The sequence below is a fragment of the Parasphingomonas zepuensis genome (assembly GCF_036663735.1).
Classification (GTDB): domain Bacteria; phylum Pseudomonadota; class Alphaproteobacteria; order Sphingomonadales; family Sphingomonadaceae; genus Sphingomonas.
On sequence record NZ_JAXOJO010000001.1, the window covers coordinates 697061 to 711161 of the forward strand.

At 65.9% G+C, this 14101-nt stretch carries 16 protein-coding genes; 11 read left to right on the forward strand and 5 right to left on the reverse strand.

Annotated features, from left to right (window positions below; translation table 11 throughout):
* Positions 1-9: 9 nt before the first annotated feature.
* Entirely contained in the window at positions 10-876 is an 867-nt protein-coding gene (gene nudC, locus U1769_RS03380) for an NAD(+) diphosphatase (RefSeq protein WP_332713640.1), read from the forward strand.
* A 63-nt stretch (positions 877-939) separates the two neighbouring features.
* Here the strand turns inward: nudC and U1769_RS03385 are convergent, their stop codons facing one another.
* Entirely contained in the window at positions 940-1965 is a 1026-nt protein-coding gene (locus U1769_RS03385) for a helix-turn-helix domain-containing protein (RefSeq protein WP_332711921.1), read from the reverse strand.
* A 191-nt stretch (positions 1966-2156) separates the two neighbouring features.
* Positions 2157-3029, reverse strand: coding sequence for a LysR family transcriptional regulator (locus U1769_RS03390; RefSeq protein ID WP_332711923.1), 873 nt, complete (start codon positions 3027-3029; stop codon positions 2157-2159).
* A gap of 131 nt (positions 3030-3160) precedes the next feature.
* On the opposite strand from U1769_RS03390, the gene U1769_RS03395 reads away from it, so the two are divergent.
* The gene (locus U1769_RS03395) at positions 3161-4153 is read left to right on the forward strand and encodes an alcohol dehydrogenase catalytic domain-containing protein (protein WP_332711926.1); all 993 of its coding nucleotides are present in this window, start codon (positions 3161-3163) and stop codon (positions 4151-4153) included.
* A gap of 221 nt (positions 4154-4374) precedes the next feature.
* Positions 4375-5097, forward strand: coding sequence for a zinc-binding dehydrogenase (locus U1769_RS03400; RefSeq protein ID WP_332711929.1), 723 nt, complete (start codon positions 4375-4377; stop codon positions 5095-5097).
* Between the two features lie 197 nt (positions 5098-5294).
* Here U1769_RS03400 and U1769_RS03405 read toward each other — a convergent pair whose 3' ends face one another.
* Positions 5295-5432 carry a hypothetical protein gene (locus U1769_RS03405; RefSeq protein ID WP_332711931.1) on the reverse strand — a complete coding sequence of 46 codons (138 nt, stop codon included), beginning with the start codon at positions 5430-5432 and terminating at the stop codon, positions 5295-5297.
* Here U1769_RS03405 and U1769_RS03410 point away from each other — a divergent pair.
* The 7 genes from U1769_RS03410 to U1769_RS03440 all read left to right on the forward strand — a co-directional run bounded on the left by U1769_RS03410 (position 5431) and on the right by U1769_RS03440 (position 11198).
* On the forward strand, positions 5431-5934 hold the full coding sequence (locus U1769_RS03410) for a hypothetical protein (protein WP_332711934.1): 504 nt from the start codon (positions 5431-5433) through the stop codon (positions 5932-5934). The two genes, U1769_RS03405 and U1769_RS03410, sit on opposite strands and share 2 nt — an antisense overlap.
* Positions 5931-7022 (forward strand): RNA ligase RtcB family protein, encoded by a 1092-nt coding sequence (locus U1769_RS03415; protein ID WP_332711937.1) that lies wholly within the window; start codon positions 5931-5933, stop codon positions 7020-7022. The genes U1769_RS03410 and U1769_RS03415 overlap by 4 nt, the downstream gene beginning before the upstream one ends.
* A complete protein-coding gene (gene prfH / locus U1769_RS03420) occupies positions 7019-7636 on the forward strand; it encodes a peptide chain release factor H (protein WP_332711939.1) in 618 nt (205 codons plus the stop codon). Before U1769_RS03415 ends, prfH begins: the two co-directional genes overlap by 4 nt.
* Before the next feature lie 125 nt (positions 7637-7761).
* Complete coding sequence (locus U1769_RS03425; protein ID WP_332711941.1) at positions 7762-8031, forward strand: CopG family ribbon-helix-helix protein; 270 nt, start codon at positions 7762-7764, stop codon at positions 8029-8031.
* Positions 8028-8324, forward strand: coding sequence for a type II toxin-antitoxin system RelE/ParE family toxin (locus U1769_RS03430; RefSeq protein WP_332711944.1), 297 nt, complete (start codon positions 8028-8030; stop codon positions 8322-8324). The genes U1769_RS03425 and U1769_RS03430 overlap by 4 nt, the downstream gene beginning before the upstream one ends.
* Positions 8325-8443: 119 nt before the next feature.
* Positions 8444-10096, forward strand: a complete 1653-nt coding sequence (locus U1769_RS03435) for a DUF6311 domain-containing protein (RefSeq protein WP_332711946.1) — start codon at positions 8444-8446, stop codon at positions 10094-10096.
* A 472-nt stretch (positions 10097-10568) separates the two neighbouring features.
* Complete coding sequence (locus U1769_RS03440; protein WP_332711948.1) at positions 10569-11198, forward strand: hypothetical protein; 630 nt, start codon at positions 10569-10571, stop codon at positions 11196-11198.
* Between the two features lie 146 nt (positions 11199-11344).
* On the opposite strand, the gene U1769_RS03445 is transcribed toward U1769_RS03440, so the two are convergent.
* Positions 11345-12235, reverse strand: a complete 891-nt coding sequence (locus U1769_RS03445) for a prephenate dehydratase (RefSeq protein WP_332711951.1) — start codon at positions 12233-12235, stop codon at positions 11345-11347.
* Between the two features lie 129 nt (positions 12236-12364).
* Between U1769_RS03445 and U1769_RS03450 the strand changes: the two genes are divergently transcribed.
* Positions 12365-13054 carry a c-type cytochrome gene (locus tag U1769_RS03450; RefSeq protein WP_332711954.1) on the forward strand — a complete coding sequence of 230 codons (690 nt, stop codon included), beginning with the start codon at positions 12365-12367 and terminating at the stop codon, positions 13052-13054.
* A 174-nt stretch (positions 13055-13228) separates the two neighbouring features.
* Here U1769_RS03450 and U1769_RS03455 read toward each other — a convergent pair whose 3' ends face one another.
* Positions 13229-14098: an LOG family protein gene (locus U1769_RS03455; protein WP_332711957.1), complete on the reverse strand. Its 870-nt coding sequence runs from the start codon at positions 14096-14098 to the stop codon at positions 13229-13231.
* Between the last annotated feature and the right edge of the window lie 3 nt (positions 14099-14101).

The following is a 14101-nucleotide window of genomic DNA, read 5'->3' on the forward strand; positions in this document are numbered from 1 at the left end:
TTTTCCACCATGCATCAGCCCGGTTTCACCGGCGGTCTGCTCGACCGTGCCGATCCGCTGCGCCAGAATCCCGATTTGCTCGCCGCCGCCATCGCGGACTGGCGCGCCCGCCTGCTCGTGCTCGACAATTACGAGCCCGAGGTGGACGCCGACGGCCGGCTGGTCTGGACGACCATGGCTGACGTGCCGGAGGGGTCCGAACTGATCCTGCTCGGCCTCGACGAGGGCAAGCCCTGCTTCGCCGCGCTCACGCCCGGCATGAAGCCCCCGGCGGGCCGGCCGATGCGCCTGTTCGCCATGATCGAACAGCTCGCCCCCGGCGAAGCCGCGACCTATGCCGCGGCGCGCAGCGTGCTCGACTGGCATACCCGCCACCGCTTCTGCGCCAATTGCGCCACGCCTACCGTCCCGTTCCATGCCGGCTGGGGCCGGCGCTGCCCCAATTGCAACGCGGAGCATTTTCCCCGCGTCGATCCGGTGGTGATCATGATCGCCGAGCATGACGGCCGCGCGCTGCTCGGCCGCCAGCCCGCCTGGCCCCCCGGCCGCTATTCGGCGCTGGCCGGCTTTCTGGAGGCCGGCGAATCGATCGAGGGCGCCGTCGCGCGCGAGATCATGGAAGAAGCCGGCGTGCGCGTGTCCAACATCCGCTACGTCGCCAGCCAGCCCTGGCCGTTCGCATCGTCGCTGATGATCGCCTGCACCGCCACCGCTGCCGACGATGTGCTGACGCTGGACAGGCATGAGCTGGAAGACGCGATCTGGGTATCGCGGGAGGTGGTGCGCGAAGTGCTGGCCGGGGGCGACGGCCCGTTCCTGCCGCCGCCGCCCTACGCCATCGCATTCACGCTGCTGACCGAGTGGGCGAACGCCTGATTTCCCGTTCCTTCCCAAAATCTCCCATTCCTTCCCAAACTTGCTGTAGGGCCGCGCGCTTCTTCAACGAATGATGGAGGGGCGATCAGCCGTCGGCGGTCGGGGCGGGCCATAGCCGCCGCCGTTGCGGGAAAAGAGCTCGAACAGCGGGCGCGGCGGCGGAGCGGGAGCCGGTGGCGGTGGAGGTGGCGTTCGTGAGGGCGCGGCCGGGCTCTCCTTCGGGGGCATGGCAGTGGCCGGGGGCGGCGGATCATCCCGTTGCGGATCGTGTGGCGGGTCTTCCTCCAGCCTCGCCGGCTCTGGATAGATCTGCAGATCGGGATGCGGCGCGCCCCCTGTCGGGGGTGGCGCGGGGGCGTCGTCCATAGCCGGCGCTGCGCCTGACGCAGGCGTTGGGCGCGAAGCCGAGCTGGCATGGACACCGGACGGCGCTCGCGCCGCTTCTGGCTGCGGGCGCCGGGCCGGGGCGGGTTGCGGAGCGGCGGCTTTCGGGCGCGGGGGCGCCGGCGGGGGCGCCGGCGGGGGCGGGGGCGGGGGCGGGGGCGGAGCTACGCGTGCGGACGACGCGGAAGGCGGCTGGGGTGACTGCTGGGCGGAACGCCTTTCCCCACTCTCGCGCAGCGTCTGGCACATCCTGCGGATAAAGGCTTCGTCCCACTCGTCATCGTCCCAATTATCCTCGTCCCAGTCCGGATCGTTCCAGGCTTCCTCTATGGTCTTGGAGAAGGGTTCCTTGCGCACGCCCCATTTCTTCGGCTGGCGGACGCGGAGCCAGTGCAAAGCGGCCTGGGTGTCGGGCGGGAGATGATCCGTATAGGTCGCATAGACCGGATCGGGATCGGCGGCCGTCCTGAACACCTTGGTGCGCTGAACGCTGCACCCCACGGCGCGGGAATACAGCGCCCGCTCGACGCGATCATCGGCGAACTTCTTGCCGGCGACGATCGCCTCGGCGAATGTCACATAGGTGTGGCGCCAGCGATAGATGGTGCGGACGCTGACCCCGTAATGCTCGGCGAGTTCCTCGTCGGTGGCGCCGAGCTGGCACATCTCGCCCGCCTCTTCGGCGAATTCGTGTTTGTAGATCATGGGACGGGGATAGCGGGGGCGGCGGGTGGTTTGAATCGATGGGGTTGGGGGCGAAAACGTCATGCTGGTTATGACATTTTTTCAGAGTCGGATTTCTAGTAAGTAATTGATTTATCATGCCTAAAATTCAGTTGGGATGTCGCCGGCACGCAGATATCGTGGAAGGTTCCGGGTCGTCCGACGCCAGCCAGTCATGTTCTGGCCTGGCTCGGTGCCGAGGCCAGGCGCGCGATCACGAGATCGAGCAGGGCGCGCAGCCTGGCGAGACGGCGCAAGTCCCGGTGATAGCCGACATAGGTGTCCCGCCCGGGTGGCGGCGCGCCGATGTCGATCCGCCGGAGGCCCGGCATGGCGTCGCCGAGCGGCCGGGGGAGGACGGCGAGGCCAGCTCCCTGTGCGCAGAGCACCGCCTGCACGTCCCGGTTGTTGCTCCGCATGGCGATCTGCGCCTTGGGCAGCGTGCGCGCCAGCCACCGCGCATCCGGCATGTCGGCAAAGGCCGTATCCATCGTGACGACCCTGATCCCCTCCCCATCGCCGTCGATCGTCGCGGGGCCGTCCAGCGGGCCGTAGAGCGCATAGGCTATGTGCACGAGGCGACGGGAGATGACCTCCGGCTCGTCGAAAGGGCGGATGCGAAAGACCAGGTCGGCCTCGCGCCGGGGCAGGCTGTAAAGCCGCGCGTCGGTCAGGAGTTCGATGCTGACCTGCGGATGGAGAAGACCGAATTCGGCCAGCACGGGCGCCAGCATCAGCCGGCCGAACCAGTCGGAGGACGACAGTCTCAGGAAACCGTCGAGCTGCGCCTGCGTACCGGCCAGACGCCGCTCGAAGGCGAGCGCCTCTTCCTCCATCCGCTCGGCATGGGCGAGCACGGCCGTGCCTTCATGCGTAAGGACGAAACCCTCGGACGTGCGCTGGAACAGAGTCTGGTTCACCGAAGCTTCGAGCGCCGACAGCCGTCGCCCCATGGTGGGCTGCGACAGGCCAAGCCGGCGGCCGGCCGCGCCAAGTGTGCCCGCGCGTGCGATCGCGAGGAAAATCCTCAGGTCGCTCCATTCCATTGCTGCGTTCCTGAAATCCTTAAACCGGCCACGCTTGGACCCATTCATATTTGAATGGATCACATTCAGTATCGATAATTTCCATGCATCCCACAAGGAGCCATGTAGGCGCCACCAGACAGGAGGTTCCGATGACCGCATTCATGAAGGCCGCCATTCTCCAGGAAGTGAGGTCGCCACTGTGGCTTGTTTCCGTCGCCCGTCCCACACCGGGGACGGGCGAGGTGCTGGTCCGCATCGCCGCAGCCGGCACGAACCCGCTCGACGCCAAGATCCAGGCCGGCGAAGCCGCGCATGCCAGGCAGCCGGCACCGGCCATCCTCGGGTTGGACATGGCCGGTACGGTCGAGGCCGTCGGATCGGGCGTAACGCGCTTTCGTGTCGGTGACGACGTCTATGGCATGGTCGGCGGGGTCGGCGGCAACCCCGGCACCCTCGCCGACTATGTGAGCGCCGACGAACGGCTGCTCGCGACCAAGCCGGCCAATCTCACCATGCGCGAGGCCGCGGTCCTGCCGCTGGTGACGATCACTGCGTGGGAAGGATTGGTCGACCGAGTCGGCGTCAGGGCCGGGCAGAGCCTGCTGGTGATCGGGGGTGCGGGCGGCGTCGGCCATGTCGTCGTCCAGCTTGGCCTTGCCTTCGGCGCGGACGTCCATGCCACCGGCAGTCCGGAGAGCCGGTCCGTCATCGAGCGCCTCGGCGCCCACTTCATCGATCGGAACGCGCCGGTCGCGGACGCTGTGAGGGACCTGACGGGCGGACGCGGCTTCGACATCGTCTATGACACGGTCGGCGCGCTCGATATCGCCTTCGCCGCGGTCGCCCGGTTCGGCCATGTCACCTCATCCCTGGGATGGGGCACGCATCCGCTCGCGCCTTTATCGTTCAAGGGCGGCACCTATTCCGGCGTCTTCACGCTGACGCCGCTGATCGAGGGCGAGGGCCGCGAGCATCATGGCGAGATCCTCGAACAGGCCCGGCTGCTGGTCGAGGCCGGCAAGCTCCTACCGCTCGTCGACCCGCGCCGGTTCACGCTCGATGAGGTCAATGCGGCCTATGCGGCGCTGAAACAGGGCGATGGCGTTGGGAAAATCGCGATCGATGTTTCAGCCGGGGCTTAGGCGGAGGTCGGCAATGAGATTGACCGGCGCTTTCGCGGCGCGTGAGCAAAGGGTCGCTGGGACACTGCGCATAGATCGGGGCGCTACCCTGATTTTTCTTAGCCACGGAGCCAGGATGGCCGCGGTTTTTCAGGGCTGTAATTAGTATAGTGGCCCTTTTTCTTCTTTGATGCCAACACAGTATTGCGCGGCATAATTAGTATAGTGTCCCCTTTTCTCCCATGGTCGGCGGGGTCGGCGGCAACCCCGGCACCCTCGCCGACTATGTGAGCGCCGACGAACGGCTGCTCGCGACCAAACCGGCCAATCTCACCATGCGCGAGGCCGCGGTCCTGCCGCTGGTGACGATCACTGCGTGGGAAGGATTGGTCGACCGAGTCGGCGTCAGGGCCGGGCAGAGCCTGCTGGTGATCGGGGGTGCGGGCGGCGTCGGCCATGTCGTCGTCCAGCTTGGCCTTGCCTTCGGCGCGGACGTCCATGCCACCGGCAATCCGGAGAGCCGGTCCGTCATCGAGCGCCTCGGCGCCCACTTCATCGATCGGAACGCGCCGGTCGCGGACGCTGTGAGGGACCTGACGGGCGGACGCGGCTTCGACATCGTCTATGACACGGTGGGCGCGCTCGATACCGCCTTCGCCGCGGTCGCCCGGTTCGGCCATGTCACCTCATCCCTGGGATGGGGCACGCATCCGCTCGCGCCTTTATCGTTCAAGGGCGGCACCTATTCCGGCGTCTTCACGCTGACGCCGCTGATCGAGGGCGAGGGCCGCGAGCACCATGGCGAGATCCTCGAACAGGCCCGGCTGCTGGTCGAGGCCGGCAAGCTCCTACCGCTTGTCGATCCGCGCCGGTTCACGCTCGATGGGGCCAATGCGGCGTATGCGGCGCTGAAACGGGGCGATGGCGTCGGAAAGATCGCGATCGACATTTCAGCCGGTGCCTAGGCGGAGGTCGGCAATGGCATCGTCGCCTTCGGGGCGGGTGAGCAACCAGACCGTGCTGGATAGAGCTGGCATTGTGCTGGACCATTGATCGCGGCGCTCAGTTGGCATAGAGCCCGCCGCACTGTTTCTCGAACCAAGGAAAGGAGTGAGCAAATGCGAACCGCGACCGCACCCGACATCACTCCCCATTCCCGAGTTCAGGAACACATGACATGGGCAAGTCCCTTGCGGGTGACTGCGGTCGCCTGACCCTTTTGCGTGGCCATTTGGCCGCGCCACTTTTCAATATCTTCGGTCTGCCAATTGGCGCTTCCGCTTTGCAGGAGGTTCGCCATGCGTGCTGACATGTTCAAGGTCATTGTCGAGCGTCCCCGCTGGGGCGCCGGCCATGCGCCTCCCGTGAAACTGAAGAAGGACAGGAACGAGTTCAAGCAAATCGGTCTCAAGCGGCACGCCAGGGAGCAGGCTGCGTACACGAAATCGCTCAACGAGAATCTTGCGCCACTCGTCCGCTTTATCCAGCGGCGGGTGGGCCGGCGCTGGGACGATGTGTTCAGTGAAATCTGCGAGCATCTCGACACCGGCAGCACCGTGAAGATGCATGTCCGCCAGCATCTGCGCGATTTCGTGCTGTTCGGCATCTCGCGCGGACGGCACGGCGAATTGCTGCGCGAGGGGCATGTTCTGCGTCCCGACCGGCGCAATTGCCGGGGCCGTGAATTCTATGTCGATCCCGGTGACGGGGTGCTGAAAGATCGTGTCTGGTTCTGGCGCGATCAGGGGCAGATTGTCGCGCCCGGCAAACGCCACCTCGGGTGGAAGGATGCCGCACGATGACTGATGCACGCATCCATGTGGTTGCCTCGCCCGAAAGCTGGATCGAGCAGGCGGCTGTGGACCAACTCCACCAGACTGCAAGACTCGAAGGCATCAGTCGCATCGTAGGGCTGCCGGACCTGCACGCCGGCCGCGGTATCGCGGTGGGTGCGGCATTCTGGTCACCCAGCCATGTCTATCCGCACCTTGTCGGCAGCGACATCGGCTGCGGGATGGGCCTGTGGCGCGCCGCCATGCCGCTGCGCAAGTTTCGGGTAGACGTGGCCGAACGCAAGCTGTTCGGGCTGGAAGAGCCTTGGCCGGGCGATCATGCCGCCCGTCTCGCCGAGGCCCGACTGTCTCCCGACTTGGCGGGTGCAGCGCTCGGCACGATCGGCGGCGGCAACCATTTCGCCGAACTGCTGCGGGTCGATACGCTGTACGGAGATGCAGAAGTCGATCCGGCGGCGCTTTACCTGATGGTTCACAGCGGTTCGCGCGGGCTGGGCCAGGCAATCCTCGAGCGGCATCTGGCTCGGCACAATGTCGACGGTTTGATCGCCGGCGAAGCGGCGTGTGCACGCTATCTGTCCGCGCACGACGATGCCATGGCTTGGGCTGTCCTCAACCGCGAACTGATCGCCGAACGCTTCCTCGATCGGCTTGGCACCATCGGCGAACGGATGCTCGACATCTGTCACAACAGCGTCACCCCACTTCGCGACGGCTGGTTGCACCGCAAGGGCGCGGCACCGGCGGACAAGGGGCTGGTGGTGATCCCCGGGTCACGCGGGGACATGACGTATCTGGTCCGTCCCCGGCTGGAGCGGGCGGACGAGGCACTGCATTCGCTGGCACATGGCGCGGGTCGCAAATGGAGTCGCCGCGAGGCGAAGGACAAGCTCGTCCGGCGCTTCAGTATTGCGGAACTGGAGCGCACCAAACTCGGTAGCCGGGTTATCTGCGAGGACCGCGACCTGATTTATGAGGAGGCGCCACAGGCATACAAGGATATCCACCAGGTCGTACGCGATCTCCAACAGGCCGGGCTGATCGACTTGATCGCGACGCTCCGACCGCTCCTCACTTACAAGACGAGGCGCGCATGACCGAAATCATCCTGCATCTATCGTCCGGGCAGGGCCCGAAAGAATGCGAATGGGTGGTTGCTGAATTGGCCCATGCTCTTTGCCGTGAAGGTGCAATGGCGGGGCTGGAATGCGAACCAGTCGAGCCGATAGAGGGTCCCGTGACGTCGGCGTTGCTGCGAATATCGGGAGCCGAGGCCGAGGCGTTCGTCGCGGCTTATATCGGCACCATCCGTTGGGTGGGCAAAAGCAGGTTCCGTCCGCTGCACAAGCGCCGCAACTGGTTTGTCGGGGTGCAACGCGTTCGGGCGGATGCGGAGAGGCCCGACTTGCGCGACGAGGACATTCGTTATCAGACGCTCCGCGCTTCAGGGCCGGGCGGACAGCATGTCAACAAGACCGACAGCGCAGTTCGCGCAACCCATCTGCCCACCGGCCTCACTACCCTGTCGCAGGATCAACGGTCGCAATTTGCCAACAAGAAGATCGCTCGGCTCAAGCTGGCAATACTGCTCGACGACCGGCGGCGCCTGGACGAAGCCGGAGGCAAGCGGGCGCTTTGGAACCAGAACCGCGAACTGGAGCGCGGCAACGCAGTCCGCACGTACGAGGGAGAGCGGTTCAGGCGCAGTTAGCTGATGGCATGGCTGCGAGAAAGCGATCGTGGCGGTGCCGAAGAAGGCGCCCAATCCTTCTGCTCAATTTGATTATAACCCGCTTTTCGATTATATTTTAATCGAACTGATAGCGGGTGATTAACATGGCTACCGAGACGAAAGTGTTGACCGCGCATGTCCCCCTGGCCCTCGCGGAAAAGGTCGAAGCGATGGCGGCGCGGCTCGAACGTTCTCGCGGCTGGGTGATGAAACAGGCGCTCGCCGCCTGGGTCGATCAAGAGGAGGAACGCCACCGGATGACGCTGGAAGCCCTGGCGGATGTCGATGCGGGCCGGGTAATCGACCATCAGGCCATGCTGGCATGGGCCGACAGCCTCGGAACGGACAAGCCGCTGCCGTCGCCGGTCAAATGAAGATCCAGTGGACCCGCAAGGCGTCGTCGGACCTTGTGCGCCTGCATGAGCATCTCAATCCGGTCGCACCCGAAGCGGCGGCGCGGGTCGTCCGGCAGCTCGCCCGTGCGCCTAATCGGCTGCTCGACTATCCGAGGATCGGCGAGAAGCTGGAAGCCTATCAACCGCGCGAGGTCCGGCGGATCATCGTCGGCGACTATGAGATGCGCTACGAGATCGCGACCGCGACCATCTTCATCCTGCGCCTGTGGCATTGCCGCGAGAACCGCAGCTTCGATTCGGGGAATGCGTGATGGCGCGGAAGAGGCGGCATAACCCCCTTCGCCCTTGCCAAAAATCCCCCGCCTCGCCACAGCGCGACGACCGCGGCTGACCAGTGCAAACGCCGGTGGCGCATCGCCAATAGCCGTTCTTGAGGACCAGGCAGCTGACCACGCATCCGCGCCTTCGCCACGGTATCGGCCTGCTGCGCGCCGGCCTGCCCTTGCTGCCGATGGCCCTCATCGCGATCCTGCTGTTCCTTTGGGCCTATCATCCGGCGATGCTCGATCCGACTCAGCTCGGCTGGGTGCTGCGCGGCGGGGACAATGGCGAGAATGCGCTGGGCATGCATGCCTTTCTGCATCACGCCGATGGGCCGTGGCACACGCCGCTGCTCAACGCGCCGGAGGGCGTCTCGCTGTTGTTCACGGACAGCAATCCGCTGCTGGGGCTCCTGCTGTGGGTGGTCTCGCCGCTGCTGCCGGGGGACGCGCAATATGTCGGCCCGTGGATGCTGCTGTGCCTGTTCCTGCACGTCTTCTTCAGCTGGAAGCTGTTGCGGCCCTATGCGCCCGCGGTGATTCCGCTCTGGGCGGGGGTGCTGCTGCTGACCCTGCTGCCCAGCCTGTTCAACCGCTACGTCCATGTGAACCTGATGGCGCACTGGCTGATCCTCTGGGCGCTGTGGCTGTTCGTCGATGCGCGGCGCGCGGGCAAGCTGCTGGCCTGGGCCGCCGTGATGATCGTGGCGGTGCTGATCCACAGCTATCTGTTCGTGATGGTCGCGGCGATCTGGGGCAGCGCGATGCTCGAGCGGTTCTTCGCCGCGCCTGATTGGCGGGAGCGTGGGCGGTTGCTGCTGGGCGCTGCGCTGATCCTGGCGGCGAGCGGCGGCATCGGCGTGATGCTCGGCGCCGGCGGGGACTTCATGCGGCCTTACGGCTACGGCAAGTTCGCGATGTCGCTCGATGGCCTGTGGAACCCGAATTTCCCGGGGTTTTCGATGTTCCTGCCGGTGACCCCGCCGAGCGGCCTGCGCCCCTATGAGGGGTTCCAGTATCTTGGCGTCGGCTTGCTGATCCTTGCGGTGGTGGGGCTGGCGGCCGGCCTGACGGCGAAGCCCCGAGCGGCCGAGGGCGATCTCTGGCGCCGGCTCCTGTGGCTGCTGCCGGCGCTGCTGGTGCTGACGCTGATCGCGCTCAGCAACGAGCTCGAATTTGCCGGCGTCGCGGTGGCGAGCGTGCCGCTCCCCGCATTCCTCAACCCGGTCACGGACGCGCTGCGCGCCTCGGGCCGGCTGTTCTGGCCGTGCAGCTATGTGCTGGTGTTTGCCGCGATCGTCGCCGTCTATCGCTTCAGGCCGCTGCTGAGCGAGCTGATGCTGGCCGCGCTGGTCCTCGTGCAACTGATCGACATTTCCGGGATGATGAACAGCATCCGGGCCTATCATTATGGCGAGATGCGAGTGCCGCTGAATAATTTCACGCGGGATCCGCGCTGGGACACACTGATCGCTTCCTCCCGCGATATCAGTTTCGACGCGCCGGACGTGACGCGCGATCTCGGCCGGTTCCAGGAGATTGCGTGGCGCGCGGTGAATCACGGCGTGCCGGTGCGCCAGGCCTATGTCGCGCGCTGGTCGACCGCGACGATGGAGCGCTATCAGCGCGAAAGCACCGCCTTCCGGGCGGGCGAGCGCGTGCCGGGCCGGCTTTACGTGATGCTCAATGGAACGACCGCGCCGATCGGCGCGGATGTCGAGATCGTCGACGCGGTGGTGGTGGTGCGGCCGGCGAAGCGTTGAGGCGGGGCGGTCGACGACGGATGGCGAAGCTCCCGTAGCGGTCGCTCGACGACAAACGCCAAGACGACTCCGTCACCCCGGCCTTGTGCCGGGGTCCACTGTCAACCGCGAGAGCCGCTGGAAGCTCAAGGATCGCGCTGGCGGAGGCGTGGACCCCGGCACAAGGCCGGGGTGACGGGTTTAGGGCGGGATGACTTAGCTAGATCCGTTCGTTTCGAGCGAAGTCGAGAAACATTGGTGGAGGGCTGCTTGGCGGTTTCTCGACTTCGCTCGAAACGAACGGAGAGAAGCCGATTCCACGCGATGTCATCTCACTCTAAAAGACGGCTATAGGCCCACTTCCGTCGTTCAGCTCGGTTGCCGATTCGCCGCGAAGCGACCATTCGTCCCATCCGCGGCGAAACTTCCGTCCTGCGGTGCGTTGGTGGCGGTGGCGACCGGCGTAAGGTCGCCGTGGAGAATCGGGTGTCGGATGCGTGAATCAGTCCATCTTCGGCGTCGGACCACCGTCCGCGCATTCCTGCCGTTCGCTCTTGTCACCGGCCTGTTCGGGAGCGCTGCTGCCTCCGCCCAGGATTATACGATGCACGATATCGGCCCCTGGAAAGTGGCCGCGAGCACGGATCAAAAAGGCTGCTTCCTGACCAGGACCTATGGCGGCGCCGGGGAAACCACCCTCCTGCTCGGCCTCGATATCGATGGCGGCAATCATCTGTCGGTGCTGAACGAGAACTGGTCGATCAAGCCGAAGGACCGTCAGAAACTCACCTTTCGACTGTCCAACGGCGGTTATCCCGGCCAGCCCGTGGTCGGCATGGCGTCCGGCGAGAAGAGAGGCTTCGTCACGAACTTCGAACCCAAATTCATCACCTATTTCGCCACATCCGAAAAACTCCACATCTTTCGCGGCGACGTGCCGGTCGAGCAGCTGAGCCTGGACGGGAGCGGCGCGGCCGTCGCCGAGCTGCGCCGCTGTGTCGCCATCTACAAGGCCAGGCCGACGACGGGTGCCCGGGAGACGGGCCGTTCCGACAAGATCCCGAGGGACCCGTTTGCGCCAGACGTTAAGCGGGGCTCGGAGGATCGGGCGGGCAAGCGGTGAACCTAACGGCCCGTTCGGGCTGAGCTTGTCGGGCCGCAGGCCAATCCTTGTTATTCTCTTCCGCAGAAGGAAGAACGGCCCTTCGACGATCTCAGGGCGAACGGAGAGGTAACTCCAGCCAACCGAACCCTGCAATAGAACGAAACCTAGCCCCGCGCGCGGGCCTGCCGGTACGTCCCCAGCACCCGCACCCATTTCGAATGGAAGCCGAGCTCGGCGATCGCGTTATCCAGCCGCGGGTCGCCCGGCTTGCCTTCTACATCGGCGTAGAATTCGGTCGCCGCAAAGGTGCCGCCGCGCTGATAGCTTTCCAGCTTGGTCATGTTGACGCCGTTGGTCGCGAAGCCGCCCATTGCCTTGTAGAGTGCGGCGGGCACGTTCTTCACTTCGAAGATCAGCGTCGTCATGAACGGCCCGTCGCCAATCGGGGCATGGCCGGCGCGCGCCAGCACCAGGAAGCGCGTGGTATTATGATCGGCATCGGCGATGCCGTCGGCCAGCACCGTCAGGCCATAGATCGGCGCGGCCATCGGCGGGGCCAGCGCGGCGACGGCCGGATCGCCGATCTCCGCCACCAGCGCGGCGGCGCCAGCGGTATCGGGATAGGCGACCGGCTTGATCCCGCGCTCGCGCAGCCAGTGGCGGCACTGGCCGAGCGCCTGGGGATGGCTCGTCGCCTCGCGCACGCCCTCGATCGGGCCGGTGCCCATCAGCGCATAGTGAATCGGCAGGAAATGCTCGCCGGTGATCGTCAGGCCCGATTCGGGCAGCAGGAAATGCATGTCGGCGACGCGGCCGTGCAGCGAATTCTCAATGGGGATGACGGCGCAGTCGGCCTTGCCGTCGCGCACCGCGTCGATCGCGTCGGCGAAATCGAAACAGGGCAAAGGCAGGCAGTCCGGAAAGGCCTGCAGCGCGGCGATGTGGGAATTGGCGCCGGGCGCGCCCTGGAAGGCGACGGCGCGGTCGGGATGCGCGGCGGCTTCCGCGATCATTCGCGCCACGATCGGGCGCGCGGGGGCTGCAAAGTTTTCCATCGGAAGCGCGCGCTTACCGGCCTGTCCTCACGCGCACAAGCGTGGTTGCAGCCAAAGCGTGCGGCGCGGCTTGCGGTAGCCCGCTGCCGAATCTAAAGGGAGCCGACTTTCCGACAGGGGCAATTTGGCATGGACAATCGCACGAACACGATCGCGGGCTGGGTGCTCGGCGCATGCGGCGTGGCGCTGGGGCTTTCGATCGTGGGCGGGATGCTGTTCCAGCCCGGGCATTCGGAGAAGCAGGGCTACCCGATCGAGGGCGTCGCTGCCGAGGGTGAAGGCGGTGCCGCCGCTGCCGTGCCGATCGCGACTCTGCTCGCGTCGGCCGATCCGGCCAAGGGCGCCGAGGTCTTCAAGAAGTGCGCCGCGTGCCACACGATCAACCAGGGCGGCCCGAACGGCATCGGCCCGAATCTCTATGCGACGATGGGTGAAGCCGTCGCCACCGGCAAGGGCGGCTTCGCCTTCTCCGATGCACTGAAGGCCAAGGGCGGCAAGTGGGACTTCGACGCGATGGACCATTGGCTGACCAGCCCGCGCGCCTTCGCCCCCGGCACCAAGATGACCTTTGCCGGCCTCGGCAATGCGCAGGACCGCGCCAACATCATCGTCTATCTGAACGCGCAGGGCTCGAACCTGCCGCTCCCCGCAGCCCCTGCTGCAGGCGCTGCCCCGGAGGCTGGCGCCGACGCCAACGCGGCCGCCCCGGCCGAAGTCAACGTTACCGGCGCGGCGAACCTTTCCGAAGCCGCCACCCCCGCCCCGGGCGCGCCCTCGGTCGATCCCAACGCAGCGGTTCAGGCCGAGCGGAAGAAGTAACGCGCGCGTACGGAATAGGGACACCAAACTCCGTTCGCCCTGAGCTTGTCGAAGGGCCGTTCTTTCTTCCACGGAAGAGAAGAACAGGGCTTCGACGAGCTCAGCCCGAACGGATGTCAGGAGCCCCGAACGAGTGTCGGAGCGGGACTATCCCGCCCGATTCACTCCCCGCCCTCACTCCACCGTATCGTCGCGGTAGAAATCCTTCACCACCGCCCAGGCCTCCTCGGCCGTCTCGACGAAGGTGAAGATGTCGAGGTCGCGGGCCGAGATCACGCCTTCCTCGACCAGCGCGTCGAAATTCACCACCCGGTTCCAGAAGGCGCGGCCGAACAGCAGCACCGGGATCGGCTTGATCTTGCCGGTCTGGATCAGCGTCAGCAGCTCGAACAGCTCGTCGAACGTGCCGAAGCCGCCCGGAAACGCTGCCAGCGCGCGCGCGTGGAGCAGGAAGTGCATCTTGCGCAGCGCGAAATAGTGGAACTGCATGCTGAGCGAGGGCGTCACATAGGGGTTCGGCGCCTGTTCGTGCGGCAGGACGATGTTGAGCCCGATCGATTCGTGCCCGGCCTCCGCCGCGCCGCGATTCGCCGCTTCCATGATCGATGGGCCGCCGCCCGAGCACACCACGAAATGCCGCTTGCCGGCCTCGTCGCGCGGAAAGGCGCTGGCGAGCTGGGCGAGCTCATAGGCGACGTCGTAATATCTGGATTTGGCGACCAGGCTCTCGGCGATGCGAATGGCGTCCTCGCCCTGTGCCAGCTCGAGCAGCGCCTTGGCCTTGGCCGGCTCGGGGATGCGCGCCGATCCGTACATCACGAAGGTGGAGGCGATGTTCGCTTCCTCCAGGATCAGCTCGGGCTTGAGCAGTTCCAGCTGGAAACGGACCGGGCGGAGATCCTCGCGCAGCAGGAAATCCATATCCTGAAAGGCGAGGCGATAGGCCGGGTTCTCGGTCTGCGGCGTGCTGATCCCGGCGTTGGCGGTCTCGGCATCCTGGCGGGCGCGCGGGAAGACCCGCGACGGTACATGGGTATCTGTCATTTG